This is a genomic window from Devosia sp., assembly GCF_017744655.1.
Classification (GTDB): Bacteria; Pseudomonadota; Alphaproteobacteria; order Rhizobiales; family Devosiaceae; genus Devosia.
Window position 1 is genome coordinate 74,957 of sequence record NZ_JAGIAW010000005.1, and the last position, 18,006, is coordinate 92,962.

At 61.8% G+C, this 18,006-nt stretch carries 20 protein-coding genes; 14 read left to right on the forward strand and 6 right to left on the reverse strand.

From position 1 onward, the window contains the following. Nucleotides 1-118 precede the first annotated feature (118 nt). Entirely contained in the window at nt 119-1,600 is a 1,482-nt protein-coding gene (locus J7557_RS11195; protein WP_291420148.1) for an MDR family MFS transporter, read from the reverse strand. Between the two features lie 375 nt (nt 1,601-1,975). Here J7557_RS11195 and J7557_RS11200 point away from each other — a divergent pair, with 375 nt between their 5' ends. Then, nucleotides 1,976-3,124 (forward strand): PA0069 family radical SAM protein, encoded by a 1,149-nt coding sequence (locus J7557_RS11200; RefSeq protein WP_291420149.1) that lies wholly within the window; start codon nt 1,976-1,978, stop codon nt 3,122-3,124. A gap of 232 nt (nt 3,125-3,356) precedes the next feature. Here J7557_RS11200 and J7557_RS11205 read toward each other — a convergent pair whose 3' ends face one another. Together J7557_RS11205 and J7557_RS11210 are read right to left on the reverse strand one after the other, a co-directional pair. After that, on the reverse strand, nt 3,357-4,049 hold the full coding sequence (locus J7557_RS11205; RefSeq protein WP_291420150.1) for an HAD family phosphatase: 693 nt from the start codon (nt 4,047-4,049) through the stop codon (nt 3,357-3,359). Between the two features lie 83 nt (nt 4,050-4,132). Then, nucleotides 4,133-4,714: a hypothetical protein gene (locus J7557_RS11210; protein ID WP_291420151.1), complete on the reverse strand. Its 582-nt coding sequence runs from the start codon at nt 4,712-4,714 to the stop codon at nt 4,133-4,135. A 77-nt stretch (nt 4,715-4,791) separates the two neighbouring features. On the opposite strand from J7557_RS11210, the gene J7557_RS11215 reads away from it, so the two are divergent. The 4 genes from J7557_RS11215 to J7557_RS11230 all read left to right on the forward strand — a co-directional run bounded on the left by J7557_RS11215 (nt 4,792) and on the right by J7557_RS11230 (nt 7,888). Continuing rightward, complete coding sequence (locus J7557_RS11215) at nt 4,792-5,157, forward strand: DUF4180 domain-containing protein (protein WP_291420152.1); 366 nt, start codon at nt 4,792-4,794, stop codon at nt 5,155-5,157. Nucleotides 5,158-5,243: 86 nt separating this feature from the next. Continuing rightward, nucleotides 5,244-5,852: a ribonuclease HII gene (locus J7557_RS11220; protein ID WP_291420363.1), complete on the forward strand. Its 609-nt coding sequence runs from the start codon at nt 5,244-5,246 to the stop codon at nt 5,850-5,852. A gap of 82 nt (nt 5,853-5,934) precedes the next feature. After that, nucleotides 5,935-7,068 (forward strand): site-specific DNA-methyltransferase, encoded by a 1,134-nt coding sequence (locus tag J7557_RS11225; protein ID WP_291420153.1) that lies wholly within the window; start codon nt 5,935-5,937, stop codon nt 7,066-7,068. Nucleotides 7,069-7,546: 478 nt separating this feature from the next. Beyond that, nucleotides 7,547-7,888, forward strand: coding sequence for a hypothetical protein (locus J7557_RS11230; protein WP_291420154.1), 342 nt, complete (start codon nt 7,547-7,549; stop codon nt 7,886-7,888). 48 nt (nt 7,889-7,936) lie between these two features. On the opposite strand, the gene J7557_RS11235 is transcribed toward J7557_RS11230, so the two are convergent. The 3 genes from J7557_RS11235 to mutY form a co-directional block, all read right to left on the reverse strand. After that, nucleotides 7,937-8,335: a type II toxin-antitoxin system VapC family toxin gene (locus J7557_RS11235; RefSeq protein WP_291420155.1), complete on the reverse strand. Its 399-nt coding sequence runs from the start codon at nt 8,333-8,335 to the stop codon at nt 7,937-7,939. Then, entirely contained in the window at nt 8,332-8,562 is a 231-nt protein-coding gene (locus tag J7557_RS11240) for an AbrB/MazE/SpoVT family DNA-binding domain-containing protein (protein ID WP_291420156.1), read from the reverse strand. The genes J7557_RS11235 and J7557_RS11240 overlap by 4 nt, the downstream gene beginning before the upstream one ends. A 61-nt stretch (nt 8,563-8,623) precedes the next feature. Beyond that, nucleotides 8,624-9,676 carry an A/G-specific adenine glycosylase gene (mutY, locus tag J7557_RS11245; protein ID WP_291420157.1) on the reverse strand — a complete coding sequence of 351 codons (1,053 nt, stop codon included), beginning with the start codon at nt 9,674-9,676 and terminating at the stop codon, nt 8,624-8,626. Nucleotides 9,677-9,900: 224 nt separating this feature from the next. Here mutY and J7557_RS11250 point away from each other — a divergent pair, with 224 nt between their 5' ends. The 9 genes from J7557_RS11250 (at nt 9,901) to J7557_RS11290 (ending at nt 18,005) form a co-directional block, all read left to right on the forward strand. Next, nucleotides 9,901-10,419 carry a DUF721 domain-containing protein gene (locus J7557_RS11250; protein WP_291420158.1) on the forward strand — a complete coding sequence of 173 codons (519 nt, stop codon included), beginning with the start codon at nt 9,901-9,903 and terminating at the stop codon, nt 10,417-10,419. A 146-nt stretch (nt 10,420-10,565) separates the two neighbouring features. Beyond that, nucleotides 10,566-11,360: a DsbA family protein gene (locus J7557_RS11255; protein ID WP_291420159.1), complete on the forward strand. Its 795-nt coding sequence runs from the start codon at nt 10,566-10,568 to the stop codon at nt 11,358-11,360. 95 nt (nt 11,361-11,455) lie between these two features. Beyond that, a complete protein-coding gene (locus J7557_RS11260; RefSeq protein ID WP_291420160.1) occupies nt 11,456-14,911 on the forward strand; it encodes an AAA family ATPase in 3,456 nt (1,151 codons plus the stop codon). A gap of 56 nt (nt 14,912-14,967) precedes the next feature. Continuing rightward, nucleotides 14,968-15,231 (forward strand): CopG family ribbon-helix-helix protein, encoded by a 264-nt coding sequence (locus J7557_RS11265; RefSeq protein WP_291420161.1) that lies wholly within the window; start codon nt 14,968-14,970, stop codon nt 15,229-15,231. After that, nucleotides 15,231-15,572 (forward strand): type II toxin-antitoxin system RelE/ParE family toxin, encoded by a 342-nt coding sequence (locus J7557_RS11270; protein ID WP_291420162.1) that lies wholly within the window; start codon nt 15,231-15,233, stop codon nt 15,570-15,572. Before J7557_RS11265 ends, J7557_RS11270 begins: the two co-directional genes overlap by 1 nt. Before the next feature lie 235 nt (nt 15,573-15,807). Further along, entirely contained in the window at nt 15,808-16,185 is a 378-nt protein-coding gene (locus J7557_RS11275) for an AtpZ/AtpI family protein (protein WP_291420163.1), read from the forward strand. 21 nt (nt 16,186-16,206) lie between these two features. Then, entirely contained in the window at nt 16,207-16,980 is a 774-nt protein-coding gene (locus tag J7557_RS11280; RefSeq protein ID WP_291420164.1) for a F0F1 ATP synthase subunit A, read from the forward strand. 63 nt (nt 16,981-17,043) lie between these two features. Next, nucleotides 17,044-17,271, forward strand: a complete 228-nt coding sequence (locus J7557_RS11285) for a F0F1 ATP synthase subunit C (protein ID WP_035087599.1) — start codon at nt 17,044-17,046, stop codon at nt 17,269-17,271. Nucleotides 17,272-17,369: 98 nt separating this feature from the next. Continuing rightward, a complete protein-coding gene (locus J7557_RS11290; RefSeq protein ID WP_291420165.1) occupies nt 17,370-18,005 on the forward strand; it encodes a F0F1 ATP synthase subunit B in 636 nt (211 codons plus the stop codon). Nucleotide 18,006 lies beyond the last annotated feature (1 nt).

The following is an 18,006-nucleotide window of genomic DNA, read 5'->3' on the forward strand; positions in this document are numbered from 1 at the left end:
GAAAGCGGGAACCTCTGTTTCAAAACGGAGATCCCCGCTTTCGCGGGGATGACATCGAGGGGCGGCGGGAATACGCAAACAAAAAGGCCGGGCATTGCCCGGCCTTTTCTCATTCCTATCAGTGACCCATTGCCGGGCCGCCGTGACCGCCTTCGGGCCGCTTCACGAAGAAGGCCGCGACGATCATCAGCAGCGACACGATGGCGCCGCAGAGGAACCCGCCGCGAATGCCCGCCGCCAGGGCATCGACCGCATCGAGCCCAGCCGCTGCACCAGCCGCCGTCTGCAAGCTCATCACCGCCACGAAGAGCGCGATACCCGCCGCGCCTGCCACCTGCTGCACGGAGCCAAGGATGGCGCTGGCATGCGAATAAAACTTTGGCGGCACCGAGCTCATCGACGATGTGAAGAGCGGGGTGAAGGTGAAAGCGAGGCCAACGCTGAGCACGATGTGCCCGGCGACCACGGCCCAGACCGGGGTATGCTGGCTGACCAGCGTCAGCGCCCACATCACCGCCGAAACCGCGATGACACCCGGCACCAGCAGCGGCTTGGGACCAAAGCGGTCATAGAGCCGGCCAACCACCGGACCCAGCACACCCATGAGCAGACCACCCGGCAGCAACAGCATACCGGTCTGCAGCGTATCAAGGCCCAGCACCTTCTGCGTGTAGATCGGCAAGAGGATCGAGCTACCGAGCAGCGCCACCATGGCGACGGCCATGGTGATCAGGGCAAAGGTATAGTTCTTGTGCTGCAGCGTGCGCAGGTCGAGCAGCGCCTTGTCTTCGTTCTGGAGACCGAACTGGCGCCAGACGAAAGCCGCCATGGAAACGAGGCCAATGGCAATCGGCGCCCAGGCCGGAATGGCCGAACCATGTTCCGCACCTTCACCCAGGCTCGACAGGCCATAGACGAGGCCGCCGAAGGCAAAGGCCGAGAGAATGACCGACAGCACATCGAGCGGCGCATAACGCGGCGTCGAGACATTGCGGATGCGGCTTGCACCGATGACCAGCGCCAGGATGGCAATGGGCAGGGTGAAATAGAACATGAAGCGCCAGTCGAAATGGGCGAGGATAAACCCGCCAATCGTCGGGCCGATGGCCGGAGCCACGGACATGACGATGGAGATATTGCCCATGACCTTGCCGCGCCCTTCCGGCGGCACCAGCGACATGACCGTGGTCATCAGCAGCGGCATCATGATGGCCGTGCCGACGGCCTGCACGACGCGGCCGACAATAAGAAGTTCAATACCCGGCGAAACCGCGCAGATCAGCGTGCCGGCCGTAAAGACCGACATGGCGATCATATAGATCGGCCGCGTATTGAGGCGCTGCAGCAGGAAGCCGGTGATCGGGATCACCACGGCCATGGTCAGAAGGAATGCCGTGGTCAGCCACTGCGCTAGGCTCGCCGTGACGCCGAGATCGGTCATCAGGTGCGGGATGGCCACGCTCATGATGGTTTCGTTGAGGAACACCACAAAGGTGGACACGAGCAGAAGCCCGATGACCAACCGGTTGCGCGCCGCATTGTCAGGATGATGGGGAGCGCTTTGTTCAAGCGCGTCGAATGTTGCTGTGTCTGTCGTCATGTCCATACCCTCACTAAAGCGCGTGACACCCTTGCGACGCACGGCATCGCCTGAGTTCGACAGCGCTTTCCAATTTCTCTGCGACAAGGCCTGTCAGCAGCCATCAGTTCAGACCGCGCTTAACTAATCCCGGCAGGGATCGGCGGTCAATGCTAAATATTATGCTTAACTAATGCGCCCCATTTTCGGGGGCGGTTTCTCTACGCCCGCATCGCCGCTCCGTCCAGTCCCAATCCGCGCAAGGCTGCAATGCACGACAAAATTTGAGAACAAAATTCGAACATCGTTCTTGTTGTGTTCTCATTCGATTGCTAGATTTGGAACGTGCCGACGAGGTCGATTCCAGATCGCGGCGGAGGCAGCAGGAGATATGCCATGGCCCTTTACCAGGCCCCCAGCTTCGAAGCGCTTGAACGTCTCAGCCAGAGCCGCGACGCCGATCTGGCGCGGCGCGAGCTGCTCAATTCCGATCGTATCCGCGGTCGTGGCGCCCAGTCGAACCATACCGGGCGCTTCGAGACCCATGCGCGCGAAAATTTCGATGACGGCTGGGGCGTCGTCGAGGCCCTGCCCATGACCGAAACGGTGGAACATGCCGAGCGTGCCAAGAGCATCATCACCACCAATGACAGCCCGGACATTGGCTTCGAGCGCTCGATCAATGCCTATCGCGGCTGCGAGCATGGCTGTTCCTATTGCTATGCCCGCCCCACCCACGCCTATCTCGGCCATTCGGCCGGCGTCGATTTCGAGCGCGAGATCTACGTCAAGACCAATGCGGTCGAGGCTCTTCGCAACGAACTCGGCGCAAAGTCCTATCGCCCGAAACCCATTGCCATGGGCACCAATACCGACCCTTATCAGCCCTCCGAGCGCAAGCACCAGCTCACCCGCGGCATTCTCGAAGTCATGCTCGAAACCCGGCATCCGGTGATGATCACCACCAAATCGGCGCTGATCCTTAGGGATCTCGACCTGCTCACCGAGCTCGCAAAACTCGGCCTTGCCAAGGTCGCCATTTCGGTGACCTCCATGGACCACAAGCTGAGCCGCAAGATGGAGCCCCGCGCCTCCTCGCCCGCGCGCCGCCTCGAAGCCATCCGCTCCCTCAGCGAGGCCGGTGTGCCTACCGCCATCTTTGCTTCCCCCATGATCCCGGCCATCAACGACATGGAACTCGAACGCATCCTCGACGCTGGCAAGGCCCAGGGCGCGCTCGCCGCCTCCATGATCCTCCTCCGCCTTCCCGGCGAAGTGCGCGACGTCTTTCGCGAATGGCTCCTCCGCCACTTCCCAGACCGGGTACGCCACGTCCTCGCGCTGGTCCGAGACACCCGCGGGGGGCGGGACTATGACTCCCGCTTCGGCACGAGAATGACGGGCGAAGGCCCCTACGCCACCCTCCTCCGCCAGCGTTTCGACAAAGCCCGCGAACGCTATGGCCTTGAAGCCAAGCTGCCGGGCCTGCGCAACGACCTCTTCATCGCCCCGACGCTGGAGAGCAAGCAGATGAGCCTCTTTTAGAATCCCCCTCATCCGCCCTTCGGGCACCTTCTCCCCGATAGGGAGAAGAACGGTCCGGCGTGCACCTCTTATTCCTCTCCCCCTCGGGTAGAGGTGGCTCGGCCAAAGGCCGAGTCGGTGAGGGGGCTGCGTTAGACCTGCATCCCTCTCCCATCGTCACCACCGGGCTTGTCCCGGTGGTCCATGCCTCGGCAAGACTGGATTGTCGGGACAAACCTGGCAATCACGCCAACTAAGCGCTCAGCGCCTCGCCCGCCCCAACGCGCTCAGCAATAAAGTCCAGCATCGCCCGATCGGTATAATCGCGTGCCGCCAGCGTTGCACCCGCCTCCAGCAACTGCGCCAGCTCCAGCCCCGTCGCCATCCCGATCGTCGCGATCCCCGCAGACGTCGCCGACTTCAACCCGGTCCGCGAATCCTCAAACGCCACGCAATTCTCGGCATCAGCCCCGAGAATCCTCAGCCCCTCGAGATAAGGCAGTGGATGCGGCTTGCCGAATTCCAGCTCGTCCCCAATCACCAGCCCCTTGAACCGGTGCCGCGCCCCAATACTGTCCAGCAATTGCTCTGCGTTATCCCGCGGCGCATTCGTCACCGCCACCGCCGGCAGCCCGATCGCATCGGCCCAATCGAGCAGCGCAAAAAGCCCATGTACGGGCTCGACACCCTCGGCCGCCAGCGAGCGGAACAGGGCTTCCTTTTCCATCATGATTTCCCACTGCCGCTCCGGCGTCTCATGCGGTAGGAACTGTGCGCCGATCGCCTCATTGGCGAGGCCCTGCAGTTCGCGCCCGAAGCGTTCGCGGTCGAAATGGTGCCCATAGGGCGCAAAAGCACGATTAAACGCTTCGAGATGCAGCGGATCGCTCTCGACCAGCGTTCCATCGATATCAAAGAGCAATCCGGCGCCGGGCAGAAGAGTCATCGAAAATCCTTGGTTGAGCCGGCGCGAAAGCACACCATGCTCACCGGTCCGTCAACCTCGCCCGTAATCGAATCCGCCGTAAATCAGTATTGCTCCACCTTGCGCGCATAGGTGGCCATGAAATCGAGCGAGGCCATAACGCCCTGCAAGGACAACCAGATATCGGCCGGCTGCTCCGCGCCCGTCATCGGCACGATGAGCTTTAACGAAGCCCGCTCCTTCATCCGCTCGATCAACTGCGTCTCAAGAGCGGCATCGGCCACAAAATACTGATTGGTGACATTGAACCGCGTTTCCAGCTCCTCGCCCATGGCCAGCATCACCGGTCCATCCCCGGCAAACAGCAGCCGCATCGGCCGGCTCTCGTCATAAGAGCCCTCGTCGGCCGCCACAGTGATGGCCACATCGATATCCCCATCGAGCCGATTGCGGATCAGCGTCAGCTTATAGACCGGCAGGCTGGCGCTGTTTACCGCCGCGCTTCCGGTGCTCGCAAAGCAAGAATAGCCATAATAGTCGGGAGAATCCTCGACGATGGTGTCGGGGCAAGCCGCCAGCCAATCGCGAAAATATTCACGCCATTCGCCATAGGAATGATGGAAGGGTTGGGCCGCTGCCGGAACCGTGAGCAGCAACAGGGCAACAAGGCGTGCGATAGATCGCATAAAAACACTCTCGTCTTTGCCCCCCGGCCAGACTCTTATATCAGTGACCCCAGAAAAATGACCATAGGACGACAGGCTTGGCGACCGAGAAGATAAATGGCCTCAATGTGATGCTGCTCGAAGAGATCGGGCCGCTGCTCGCCTCCGAGCAGGACGCGCTTGACGTCATCGGCGCCACTTACGGGCTCGAAGTCGACGCTGTCGCCATTCCGGTCGCGCGTTTCGATCCCGACTTTTTCGTCCTCAGCAACAAGCTGGCCGGGCACTTCATCCAGAAACTGCAGAACTATTCCATGCGCCTCGTGATCCTCGGCGACATTTCTACCGCCATGGCCAGCAGCAAGGCCCTCACCGATTTCGTCGGCGAAACCAATCGCATCGGCCACCATTTTTTCGCTGGCGACCGCACCGCCATGGAGGCCGGCTTCGGCCGGGCCCGCTGATGCCGCGCAATGTCACCGTCACAGTCGAATCCACCGCCGAACTCTTTGCGCCCGAGGCTGATTTCCCCGATTTCAGCCACGAACAGATGGCCTATGACCGCGGCGCGCGCTGCGTCGTCGGCGTCGATGAAGCCGGCCGCGGCCCCCTCGCCGGCCCCGTCGTCGTCTCCGCCGTTCGCCTCGACCCCAACCGCATCCCCAGCGGCCTCAACGATTCCAAAAAGCTGACGGCCGAACGTCGCGAGGAGCTTTTCGGGGAAATCCTCGCCGTCGCCGATGTCGCCATTGTCAGCGCTCCTCCTTCGGACATTCTCAATCTCAATATCCGCGGCGCCACCCTCGCCGCCATGGCCCGTGCCGTCCGCGCCCTGCCCTGCACCGCCGATTGCGTGCTGGTCGATGGTCGCGACATTCCCCCTGGCCTACCCTGTCCCGGCATTGCGCTGATCGGTGGCGACGGCCGCAGCGTTTCCATCGCCGCCGCCTCCATCGTCGCAAAGGTCATGCGCGACCGCATGTGCGCCATCATGGATTGCGACGCGCCCGATTTCGGCTTTGCCGGCCACAAGGGCTATGGCACCGCGGCGCACCTGAAGGCATTGAACCTCCACGGCCCCAGCCGCCACCACCGCTCGGCCTTTGCCCCGGTCGCCGCGCTCCTCATGCAAAAAACGACCGTTACAATCGAGGGTTAACCCCTCGCTAACCCCTTACAAACGCTCCATTAACCCTGACGAAGTACAAAGGCATAGTTAGTACTGCGTTAGGGATAGTTGCATGTTGCGTACCGCGCGTACGGCCCAGTCGGCCGATGCGGAGGAGGCTTCCCGCCTTCCGATCGACACCATTCTCGTGGGCGATTGCATCGACCACATGAATGCCTTGCCGGCCGGCTCCGTCGATCTCATCTTCGCCGATCCGCCCTATAACCTGCAGCTGGAACAAGGCCTTACCCGCCCCGACCAGTCTAAGGTCGATGCGGTCGACGACGATTGGGACAAGTTCGATTCGTTCGCCCACTATGACGCGTTCACCCGCGGCTGGCTGAAGGCGGCCCGCCGCGTCCTGAAGCCCGATGGCGCCATCTGGGTCATCGGCTCCTATCACAATATTTTCCGCGTCGGCACGGCGCTCCAGGATCTCGATTTCTGGATGCTCAACGACGTCATCTGGCGCAAGGCCAACCCGATGCCCAATTTCCGCGGCACGCGGTTCACCAATGCGCACGAAACCCTGATCTGGGCCTCCAAGAGCCAGAAGAGCCGCGTGACCTTCAACTATGAGGCCATGAAGCTCGCCAATGACGACACGCAGATGCGGTCCGATTGGCTCTTCCCCATCTGCACCGGCTCGGAGCGCCTCAAGGACGAGGACGACGGCAAGGTCCATCCGACCCAGAAGCCGGAAGCCCTGTTGTTCCGCATTCTCAACGCGACGACCAAGCCGGGCGATATCGTGCTCGATCCCTTCTTCGGCACTGGCACCACCGGCGCCGTGGCAAGAAAGCTCGGTCGACACTTCATCGGCATTGAGCGCGAAGACACCTATGTCGCGGCCGCCCGCAATCGCATCGCCTCGATCCGCCCCGCGGTCTTCGATGCGCTGCAGTCGGTCACGCCAAAGCGCAAGGAAACCCGCATTCCCTTCGGTTCGCTGGTCGAACAGGGGCTGATCGAACCAGGCGCGCAACTTTTCGACTTAACGAAACGTTACTCTGCCATGGTTCGTGCAGACGGCTCGCTCGTCTCGGGTCCGCACCAGGGGTCGATCCACAAGGTCGGCGCATTGGTACAGGGCGCCGAGGCATGCAACGGGTGGACCTTCTGGCACCACGACTACCTTGGCGTCGCCGAGCCCATCGATGTCCTCCGGGCTAGCGTTCGCCAAAAACTTGATTTGCTTTCTGCCTGATCCTGACCTCCAATCATTACTCAGGCTCTATAACTGGCCGCCGGTTTGCCCCGGCGGCCTTTTTGTTTTCGAAAAAGTTATCCCCGCTCCATTGGCGTCGATCAAAATCGGCAAAGTAAACCATTAGGAGCGACTGTCTTGGTTTCTGCCAAAGATACCCGACTAGCAATATTGAACGCTACTCAAACGCTTCGACCCAAACCAGCCGAGGGTTCCAGCCGGCACCTCCGCGGGTGGCCAGTGGGTTCAAGTTACCGGATCAATTGGCAAATGGATTCAGAGCACCGAACCAAATGATCAACGAGTCCGGCTTGGGGGAGTGAGGCGATTGACTGAGGATGAGTGCGAAGAACTGTATAAGAAAGATACGTTCCACTGTAACATGGTAGGTCTCGCATCCTGCCATCAGCAGGCGATGTTTCGCTACAGCGACTGCCTCTCTGGCAAGACAATCCGTCCACTAAGCTATTGAAGCCTGATGATCATAGCAGAGCGCATACTGAGATTGGTATCAGGCGAGCATGCCGGAACGACGGTGCCGGTTCGCATTCATTTGCCCGAGAAGATGGCGGACCATTGGGCCTGCTCCTATGAAATAGGGTGGCCTGAGGGAATGCGGATCAGTTCGGGCTTCGGTGTAGACAGCGTCCAGGCACTAAGCTTGGCCATGCAAAAAGTTGGAACCGAGCTCTACATGAACCAGCACCACCGCGACCAATCGCTGGCATTTGAGGAGCCTGGGCAAGGTTACGGCTTTCCTGTTCCCAAGCCGCTGCGGGACATCCTCATCGGCGATGACGCGACGGCCGATGGCATCTGAGAACTGACTGCATGGAGGCCGCCACATAGCCGGCGGCCTTGCTTTGAACTAAGGCGAAATCAACTCAACCGTCGGGAAATAGGTCCGATACCGCCCCTCATCGCGCGTCAGCAGCCTTACGCCTTCCACGGCGGCATGGGCGCCGATGAAAAAATCTGACAAGACGCCAGTCTTGGTGCCGCCCGCATCTTTGTACTGTCGGAATGCCTTGGCTGCGAGAAACAACGCCGCCTTCGGCATCGGTGCGTGCACAAGGCCAATGCCGCTCACGAAGTCGTCGAGGTCCTCGATCCGCTCATAGCGAGTGCTCAGTTCAGCATAAACTACGTCATTGATGAGCAGCGATCCTGCAAGACTGGCCTGCTTGAGTTGTCCAATCGACCACTCGGCCCAGACCGGGTCGTCTGTTACGAGGTCCAGCAGCACACTGGTATCGACAAGGATCAATTTTCGCTGCGCAGCAGCGCCATGATGGCATTTGTATCCAGGCCCTCACCTGCGTGCCCCCTGAAGCGATCAAATCGGCTGGTCGTATCGCTCTCCGCCGGCACCAGTACGATTTCGCCCCGGTCATTGCGTTGAAAATCGACTGCGCTGCCCGGCGTGATGCCTAGCAAATCTCGTACGGGTTTTGGAATTGTCACCTGACCCTTGATGGTCACCGTTACAGTCATGGACACCTCCGGTATTACCTGACATGGAAATGGTAATACTTGCTTATGTCCACCGCAAGCCCTACTCCAACCCCGCCTGCGCCAGCACTTTTCTGAACAGCGTCGGCAGTGCCTCGCCTTTCAGCGCCGATGGAGGGCTCCACCAGCCATGTTCAAGACCGTCAGCCGACACCATCGAGGACCACACTTCCAGCTCCAGCCGAAAGTGGGTGAAAACGTGCACCACCTGTCCGCGATGGCGCCAGTTCCCCGCGACTGGATAAGCAACTTCGGCTAGGTCTGAAATCCAATCCGAAGTCGGCACCTCGGTCATGCCGCCGAGCAGCCCCTTGCCCGGTCGCGATTGCAGATAAACGTCGCCACCGGCATCGGTCATGACGAAGGCATGGCCGCGTCGCACCGGGCGTTCCGCCTTCACCGGCTTGATGGGATAAAGCGTCGGCTCACCTTCGCGCGTGGCGCGGCAATCGGGTTGTAGCGGACAGATGAGGCAGGAAGCCGCTCGCGGCGCGCAGATCGTTGCACCCAGATCCATCATGGCCTGCGCAAAATCGCCCGATCGCTCCGGCACGCTTTGCTGCAGCGCCGCGCGCAGGTCGTCCTTGGCCTCGCGCACCGGCACATCGAGCGCATAATAGCGCGCCAGCACCCGGTCGAGATTGCCATCAAGCACGGCAATCCGCTCATCAAAGCAGATCGCCGCAATGGCTGCGCTCGTATAGGCGCCGATGCCCGGCAGGGTTTGCAGCCCTTCCGAGGTTTGCGGAAAGACGCCGCCACGTCGCTCGACAACCGCGACCGCGCAGGCATGGAGGTTTCGCGCCCGCGCATAATAGCCAAGCCCCGCCCATTCGCGCAGCACCGCGTCCAACGGGGCGGCGGCGAGGTCGAATACCGTCGGCCAGAGATGGGTAAAGCGCAGAAAATACTTCTGCACCGCCGCCACCGTTGTCTGCTGCAGCATCACCTCGCTGAGCCAGACCCGATAGGGATCGGCATGCACACCCTTCGCTCGATCCGCCGGCGAAACACGCCAGGGCAGAGTGCGGGCATGGCGATCATACCAGGCGAGCACGGCGTCGGCGTCGATTGGGTGTGGGGCGAGGAATGGCATGGCGGATGGATATAGTTTTTGGGATGGGGGCGACAAGTCCGACTATTGTGTGTGTCGTCACCCCCTCCCATCCTCCCCCATCCAGGCGGAGGTGCAAGCCGGTGGCTTTGAATAGATCGCGCATCACGCTCGATGCACACCTCCCCCTGGATGGGGGAGGATGGGAGGGGGTGGAGCCACACGCGCCGCTTGCTTGTCACTCGCCCCAGCGCTACTCCCAGCCCATGGCCGAAAAGGAACCGCCCGACCCCAAACGCCGCAACAAAACACTCAGCGTTGCTGACGTGCTTTCGGGCGCGCTCGATCCGGTGCTGAAAAAGCGCGGCTTTGCGACCAAGGACATCATCACCCATTGGCGGGTCATCGCCCCGGCGCCCTATGACCAGACGACCATGCCGGACAAGCTTGTCTGGCCGCGCAGCGCAGCGCAGAGCCACGAAGGCGCGGTGCTCTACCTCCGCTGCGGTCCCGGCCAGGCACTCTTCGTTCAGCATGCCGCCCCCGAAATCGCCACCGCGGTCAATCGCTACTTCGGCTATCTCCTCGTCGATGAGGTCCGGCTCTCGGCCGAGCTATTCACCCCCGGTTCAGGCGCCAAGGCGCAAAAGAACAGGCAACCGAGCCAGAGCGAAATCGCAAAGGTCGGCGCCACGGTCGAAAAGATCGAGGATACTGATCTGCGGGAAGCGTTGCGGGCATTGGGCCTGGCGCTCTCCGGCAGGTCGGAGAAAAAGGGCAGATAATCGTGTCCCCACCGAAGCATTCACGGTTTCGGGATCAGGACGTGCAAAGCGGATAGTCCGTTCACCCCCAAGTGATAATCGTGCCCACTTGCCGACACCAAGCCCATGTGTAGTGTCGCGCAGAACAATAATCAGGAGCCTGACACGTGAAGTTCAACCGCCGTGAGACCCTCATCCTTGCCGCCGGTGCCACCGCGCTTAGCCTTTGCGGCCTCAGCGGGGCCCAGGCCGCCGAAGGCGATGTCGTCGATCAAGCCAAGCTCCTCGCCCCGGCCGGCAACATTCCGGACAAGATCCTGGGCAATGCCGACGCTCCGGTCACGGTCATTGAATATGCGTCCCCGACCTGTCCGCATTGTGCGACCTTCCACAACACGGTCTATGAGCCGTTCAAGGCCGAATATGTCGATACCGGCAAGGTCAAGTTCATCCTGCGCCCCTTCGTGCGCAACGTGCTCGACGCCGCCATCTTCATGCTCGCTGAAGCCGCTGGCGAGACCAACTACCACAACGTCATCTCGACCTACTTCAAGACCCAGGGCGAATGGGGCGTTTCGGAAACCCCGCGCGACGCGATCTACACCATCGCGACCCAGCTTGGTTTTACCAAGGAAAGCTTTGATGCTGCCTTGACGAATCAGGACCTGTTCACTGGCATGGAAGCCATGCGCGAACAGGCGCTGAACGAATTCGGGCTCCAGGGCACGCCGACCTTCTATGTCAATGGCAAGACGCTTTCCGGTGACAAGACGCTCGAGCAGCTCGCTGCCGAGATCGACCCGCTTGTGCCTGCCGATTTCGTCGCTCCCGCCGCTGACGCTGCTGCGGCCCCTGCGCCGGCAACCGATGCAATGGCACCGGCCGCCGACGCCATGGCACCTGCTGCTGACGCAATGGCTCCCGCTACTGACGCAATGGCCCCTGCCCCTGCACAGCAGTAATCAAGAACTCGGTATGCACCTCCCCCTTGATGGGGGAGGTTGGGAGGGGGTGTTGCAAGCTCAACACCCCGTCTTCTTTTCGGGCGGGTGAACTGATGAAGTTCTCCCGCCTGAAACTCCACGGCTTCAAAAGCTTCTGCGACGAGACGACGCTCGTGATGGAGCCAGGCCTCACGGGCATTGTCGGCCCCAATGGCTGCGGCAAGTCCAACCTTGTCGAAGCCATGCGCTGGGTCATGGGTGAAAACTCATACAAGGCCATGCGCGCCTCCGGCATGGACGACGTCATTTTCTCCGGCTCCGGCAATCGGCCCGGCCGCAATTCGGCCGAGGTGACGCTGGTCCTCGACAATGTTGACCGCACCGCCCCCGCCGCCCTCAACACCGCCGACATTCTCGAAGTTACCCGCCGCATCGAGCGCGAGGCCGGCTCGGTCTATCGCGTCAATGGCAAGGAAGTGCGCGCCCGCGACGTGCAGCTGCTTTTTGCCGATGCCTCCACCGGCGCCCATTCCCCCGCCATGGTCCGTCAGGGCCAGATCGGCGAACTGATCGCTGCAAAACCAACCGCCCGCCGCGCTCTCCTCGAAGAAGCCGCCGGCATTTCCGGCCTCCATTCCCGCCGCCATGAAGCGGAACTCCGCCTCCGCGCCGCCGAAAGCAATCTCGAGCGCGTCGACGACATCATCGGCCAAATCAGCAGCCAGCTCGAAACGCTAAAACGCCAGGCCCGCCTCGCCATCCGCTATCGCGGCCTTTCGGGCGACATTCGCCGCGCTGAAGCGACGCTCTTTCACATCCGCTGGGTCGCCACCCGCGCCGCGGAAAAGGAAGGCGAAGCCGCCCAAGCCGTCCTCATCCGCAAGCTTGCCGACGCCACCCATGCCGAGCGCATGGCGCAAAAGAACGTCGAACAAGCCGAAGCCGCTCTCGCCCCGTTGCGCGAGCGCGAAGCCGTCACCTCGGCCATTCTGCAGCGCTACAAGATCCTCTTCGAGCAATTGAGCGAAGAATCGCGCCGCCTGCAGCAGCGCCGCACCGAACTCGAAGAGCGCCTCCGCCAGATTTCGCAGGACGGCACCCGCGAACGCGAACTGGTCAGCGAAAGCGAAGCGAGCCTTGCCGCCTATGCCGAAGAGCAGGAGCGCATCGAGGCCGAGGAACAAGAGGCAATCGAAAGCCTCGAGGCCGCCCGCCGCGAAGCCGAGGAAGCGCGCGCCGCCGCAGCCTCCGCCGAAACCGAATCCCGTCTCCTCAGTGATCGCCTCGCCCAGATGCGCGTCCGCCGCGGCCAGGCCCAGCGCGCCGTCGCCGATGCCGACCTTCGCCTCGAACGCCTGACCCGCGAAATCGCAGGCGTCGAAGCCGACATGGCGAAAATCGCCGAAACCATTGCCGGCGACGAAACCCTGGCCCGCCATCAGGACGCTCTCGAAGCCGCCCACGAAGAAGCCGAGATCGCCGAAAGCGCGGCCCTTAGCGCCGAGGAAGAAGCCGCTTCCGCCCAGCAAAAACTCGACGAGATGCGCCCCCGCCTCGCCGAACTCGATGCGCTGGTGACGGGCCTAGAAGCCGAAGCCTCGACGCTCGGCAAAATGCTCAATGTCGGCTCCAGCCTCTGGCCCGCCATCGTCGACGAATTGAAGGTGGAGCCCGGCTACGAAACCGCCCTCGGCGCTGCCCTCGGCGACGATCTCGATGCCTCCTCCGATGCCGGCGCGCCGCTCCACTGGTCCATCGCCATCGAGGGCTATGACGATCCGCCCCTGCCGCAAGGCGCCGAACCACTGTCGCGCTATGTCACCGGCACGCCGCTCCTCAAACGCCGCCTCGACCAGATCGGCCTTGTCAGCGACGTGGTCGGCCCCGGCCTCATGCCCGCCCTATGGCCCGGCCAGCGCCTCGTCACAATCGAAGGCGCCATGTGGCGCTGGGATGGTTTTGTCGCCGCCGCCGATGCGCCGACAGCAGCCGCCCTCCGCCTCTCGCAGCGCAATCGCCTCGCCGAATTGGACGAGGAAGTCATGCGCGCCAAAGCCGAGCGCAATGCCTTCCGCCGCGACATCGACAACCAAACCGCCACCCTCGACCTTGCCCGTCAGGCCGAGCGCGCCCGCCGCGAAGACTGGCGCAAGGCCCAGCACGCCATCAGCCTGGCGCAAACCGAACTCGACCGCGCCCTCCGCGCCCAGGGCGAACTCGCCTCCCGCCGATCCGCCCTCGAAGAAGCCCACACACGTCTCCAGGCAAACCTCAGCGAAGCCGAAGCGGTCCGCGAAGAGGCCGCCATCATCCTCGAAGAATCAGGCGAAGAAGACGACCTCGTTTATCGCCTCGAAGAGGAGCACGAGCGCCTCGCGTCCCTCCGCGAACGCGCCGATCAGGCCCGTCTGAAACTGGGCACCTTCGAAAGCGCCGCCCGCATGCGCGCGTCCCGCCTCGATCAGCTCGCACGCGACAGCGCCGCCTGGCAGCGTCGTTTCGACAGCGCCGCGGCCCAGCTCGCAACACTCGACCAGCGCACAGAGGCCGTCAAAGCCCAGCTCGACGAACTCGACGCCGCCCCCGAAGGTTTTGCCGATCGCCGCGCCCAGCTCGAAGACCAGATCGAAGACGCCAATCTCGACCACCAGGAAGCCAGCGACCGCTTCAACGCCGCCCAGACCGCCTGGCGCGATCACGAAAAAGCCTCACGCGCCGCTGCCGAAGCCCTCTCCGAAGTCCGCATCGACCTCACCCGCATCGAAGAGCGCCTGAAAGGCTCGATGGCCCAGCGCCAGCAGATCGAGCGCCAGGTCGAAGAGAGCCTCGGCATTCCCGCCAGCCGCACCCTCGAAGTTTCAGGCATTCGCCCCGAAGAGGCCCTGCCCCCCGAAACCGCAACCGAGCAAAAGCTGGAACGCCTCAAAGCCGAGCGCGAGCGTCTGGGCGGGGTCAATCTCTCGGCCGAAAAGGAAGCCGAAGAGGTTCAGGAAAAACTCGATACCATGGTCGCCGATCGCGACGACCTCATCGAAGCCATCGCCAAATTGCGCGGCGGCATTGCCGCGCTCAACCGCGAAGGCCGCGCCCGCCTCTCGGAAGCCTTTGGCAAGGTGAACGCCTATTTCCAGGAACTTTTTACCACCCTTTTCGGCGGCGGCACGGCCGAGCTGACCTTCGTCGAAAGCGACGACCCGCTCGAAGCCGGCCTCGAAATCATCGCCCGCCCACCGGGCAAGAAGCCGCAGACCATGACCCTGCTCTCAGGTGGCGAACAGGCGCTCACCGCCATGAGCCTGATCTTTGCGGTGTTCCTCACCAATCCCGCGCCGATCTGCGTGCTCGACGAAGTCGACGCCCCGCTCGATGACGCCAACGTGGAACGCTTCTGCAATCTCCTCGACTCCATGCGCCAGCGCACAAATACGCGCTTCATGGTCATCACCCACAATCCGATCACCATGAGCCGCGTCGACCGCCTCTTCGGCGTCACCATGGCCGAACGCGGCGTTTCCCAACTCGTCTCGGTGGACCTGCAGACGGCCGAAAGTTTCCGCGAAGTCGTCTAGGCCAATTTTGACCGGCCATGCATTTTGTATTACATGTAATACAAAGGAGACTTACCATGGCAGACCTGTCCGGCCCGATCACCCTGCGTCTTCCTCAGGACATCCTCGACGACATCGAGAAGATCGCCTCAGGCTCTGAGCGCACGCGGAGTTGGGTCATCGTGCGTGCCCTCAAGCACTATCTCGCCCATGACGCGGAAGGCGGCATCTGCCTGTCGGTGCTCCGCGGGCGTGACGAAGCCGCCGCGGGCGAGGGTGAAGACATGGACGACGTCATCGCCGAACTCGACGAGATCATCCGGAAGGGCAAAGCTGCCTGATGCGCGTCAAACTGTCGAAAGAGGCTCGGCAGGACATTGATCGGCAGATCGCCTATCTCACCGGCAAGACAATCTCCGGCATCGTGACGTTCCGCGATATCGTCAAGCGCGCCCAGCGCCCCCTCGCGAGCCAGCCACATGCGGGCCAGTCCGATACCCGCATCCCAATTCGCGGTGCCATGCGCATTATCGTCGATGGCTGGTATTTCGATTATGACATCATCGGAGGCGAGGTCTGGGTGCTGCGCATCACCAGTTCAGTCAACACGCCTTCCCTCAAATACGACGATGACTTCGACTACGAAGTGCCCAGCCGGAGCACAAATGAAGGCTCCGACTAAGGTGCGGTGATGAAACCCACCCCCAGGGAATCCCCTTCCCGGCCACGACTCCACCACAATTGAGCTGTGGACAGCATGCCGCACCCTTGGATTTCGTAAAAATCACGCGGCAAATCAAAGGCTTACCAGATCGTTACGCGCCTTGACACTATTTGGGGCCACCACTATGTTGCGCCCGACCTGAATAGGCACCCGGACCAATCCGGGAAAAGGCAGGCCAAGGGGGAGTAAGCGGATGGAAAAACCGCCCAAAATCCAGGGCCAGTCTGAAAATGCCAGTGAGGCGACGCGCGAGCTTGCATCGCGTATTGCTTCAGCCAAGCGGGACCGGCACCTTGAGGACAATAGATCCGCGGGGACCGATTCTGGGCAGATGAGCGGGATGGCGCGCGGCATGCGCATCGGTACCGAGTTCATCGCCGCAATTCTGGTGGGGACCGGCTTCGGCTACCTCATCGATCTTGGCCTGGGAACCAGCCCCTGGGGCTTGCTCATCATGTTCTTGGTGGGCTTTGCCGCTGGAATACTCAATGTCACCCGTGTGGTGGCGCAAATGAACGCCGCTTCGCCCGTCCCGCCCGTTTCGGCCGGGGTAGACGAAACAGAAAAATGATGACGTTTAGAGGGCTCTATCTTGGCCGGTACTGATCCGATCCACCAGTTCGTCATCCAGGACATGTTCCCCATTCACCTTGGTGGTGATGGCACCGCAGGCAGTGGCCTGAATTTCTCCTTTACCAACTCTTCGCTGTTCATGGTGGCGACGGTCGCGGTTATCTCGCTGTACCTGATCCTGACCACTTCGGCGAAAAGCGTTGTTCCGGGCCGCGCGCAGCTGGTCAGCGAACTGCTTTACGGGTTCGTCGCGAACATGGTGCGAAGTGCGGCCGGCACTGCCGGTATGACCTTCTTCCCGCTGGTCTTCTCGCTCTTCACCTTCATTTTCGTAGCCAATATGTTTGGCATGGTGCCCTACTTCTTCACGGTTACCAGCCACATCATCGTCACCTTCGCCCTCTCGATGCTGGTCTTCCTGACCGTCGTCATCTACGGCTTCGTCAAGAACGGTCCGAAGTTCCTGAAGCTCTTCGTTCCCTCGGGCGTGCCGGGCTACATCCTTCCCATCGTGGCGCCGATCGAGTTCATCTCCTTCATGAGCCGCCCGATTTCGCTCTCTGTGCGTCTGTTCGGCAATATCCTGGCCGGTCACATCACGCTCAAAGTCTTCACCGGCTTCATCGTCACCATGAGCTCGCTGGGTTTCCTCGGCATTCTCGGTTCGGCGCTGCCGCTGATCATGGCCATTGCTCTTACTGGCCTCGAATTTCTCGTCGGTGCAGTCCAGGCGTATGTCTTCGCCGTCCTGACCTGCATGTATCTCAACGACGCGATCCATCCGTCTCACTAATCACTAGTCACGGCGGGCTGTTCCGCCAGAACCCCCGCTAAAGTCGCTTGAAAGGACTATAAAATGGAAGCTGAAGCCGCAAAGTTCATCGGTGCCGGCATTGCTTGTTTCGGTATGGCTGGCGCCGCCATCGGCGTGGCCAACATCTTCGGCAACTTCCTGTCGGGCGCCCTGCGCAACCCGTCTGCTGCCCCGAGCCAGTTCTCGAACCTGATCTTCGGCTTCGCCGTGACCGAAGCTCTGGGCATCTTCTCGTTCCTGGTTGCCCTGATCCTGCTGTTCGTCGCCTAATTCTGGCGCGACCGAATTATACGCAGCCGGGGCTATTCCCGGCTGCGCATTCTTGTCCGGCCACGGCCGGTTGACCGGATTTTACGGGACCTCACCTGATGGTAACGCAAGTTTACGCCCAGGAAGCGGCTGCACCGGCCGAAGAGCATGTGGAAGACGTCGCGCACGGCGCGACCGATACCCATGCCGATCCGACCGCTGACACCCATGCAACCACCGAAGCCCATGGTGGCGAGCACGATTCAGGCGTTTTCCCGCCCTTCGACCCCGCGACCTTCCCCAGCCAGCTGCTCTGGCTCGCCATCACCTTTGGCGCGCTCTATGTGCTGATGAGCAAGGTTGCCCTGCCGCGCATCGGCAACATTCTTGAAAATCGCAAGAGCATCGTCGACGCAGATCTCGCTGCCGCCGATGCTTCCCGCCAGAAGACCGACGCTGCCATCGCCGCCTACGAAACGGCCCTGGCTGATGCGCGCTCCAAGGCCCAGGGTATTGCCAACGAAACCCGCGAAAAGATCCAGTCCGACCTCGCTTCCAAGCGCAGCGCTGTCGAAGCCGATCTGACCGCAAAGGTTACCGAAGCCGAGACCCGTATCGCCGCCACCAAGCGCGATGCCCTGACCCATGTCGACGAGATCGCCACCGAAACGGCCCAGACCGTCGTCGGCCAGATCATCGGCGATGTGTCGACCGACAGCGTCCGCGCTGCCGTCGCCAAGGCCAGCAAGGAGTAAG

What these genes read in the sequence shown, in the direction of transcription:
- J7557_RS11260 (WP_291420160.1), top strand. Translation starts at nt 11,456, where the DNA reads ATGAAGTTCTCCCGCCTGAAACTCCACGGCTTCAAAAGCTTCTGCGAC.
- J7557_RS11265 (WP_291420161.1), top strand. Translation starts at nt 14,968, where the DNA reads ATGGCAGACCTGTCCGGCCCGATCACCCTGCGTCTTCCTCAGGACATC.
- J7557_RS11230 (WP_291420154.1), top strand. Translation starts at nt 7,547, where the DNA reads ATGATCATAGCAGAGCGCATACTGAGATTGGTATCAGGCGAGCATGCC.
- J7557_RS11250 (WP_291420158.1), top strand. Translation starts at nt 9,901, where the DNA reads ATGGCCGAAAAGGAACCGCCCGACCCCAAACGCCGCAACAAAACACTC.
- mutY (WP_291420157.1), bottom strand. Translation starts at nt 9,676, where the DNA reads ATGCCATTCCTCGCCCCACACCCAATCGACGCCGACGCCGTGCTCGCC.
- J7557_RS11270 (WP_291420162.1), top strand. Translation starts at nt 15,231, where the DNA reads ATGCGCGTCAAACTGTCGAAAGAGGCTCGGCAGGACATTGATCGGCAG.
- J7557_RS11275 (WP_291420163.1), top strand. Translation starts at nt 15,808, where the DNA reads ATGGAAAAACCGCCCAAAATCCAGGGCCAGTCTGAAAATGCCAGTGAG.
- J7557_RS11195 (WP_291420148.1), bottom strand. Translation starts at nt 1,600, where the DNA reads ATGACGACAGACACAGCAACATTCGACGCGCTTGAACAAAGCGCTCCC.
- J7557_RS11240 (WP_291420156.1), bottom strand. Translation starts at nt 8,562, where the DNA reads ATGACTGTAACGGTGACCATCAAGGGTCAGGTGACAATTCCAAAACCC.
- J7557_RS11220 (WP_291420363.1), top strand. Translation starts at nt 5,244, where the DNA reads ATGGCCTATGACCGCGGCGCGCGCTGCGTCGTCGGCGTCGATGAAGCC.
- J7557_RS11290 (WP_291420165.1), top strand. Translation starts at nt 17,370, where the DNA reads ATGGTAACGCAAGTTTACGCCCAGGAAGCGGCTGCACCGGCCGAAGAG.
- J7557_RS11200 (WP_291420149.1), top strand. Translation starts at nt 1,976, where the DNA reads ATGGCCCTTTACCAGGCCCCCAGCTTCGAAGCGCTTGAACGTCTCAGC.
- J7557_RS11285 (WP_035087599.1), top strand. Translation starts at nt 17,044, where the DNA reads ATGGAAGCTGAAGCCGCAAAGTTCATCGGTGCCGGCATTGCTTGTTTC.
- J7557_RS11225 (WP_291420153.1), top strand. Translation starts at nt 5,935, where the DNA reads ATGTTGCGTACCGCGCGTACGGCCCAGTCGGCCGATGCGGAGGAGGCT.
- J7557_RS11210 (WP_291420151.1), bottom strand. Translation starts at nt 4,714, where the DNA reads ATGCGATCTATCGCACGCCTTGTTGCCCTGTTGCTGCTCACGGTTCCG.
- J7557_RS11205 (WP_291420150.1), bottom strand. Translation starts at nt 4,049, where the DNA reads ATGACTCTTCTGCCCGGCGCCGGATTGCTCTTTGATATCGATGGAACG.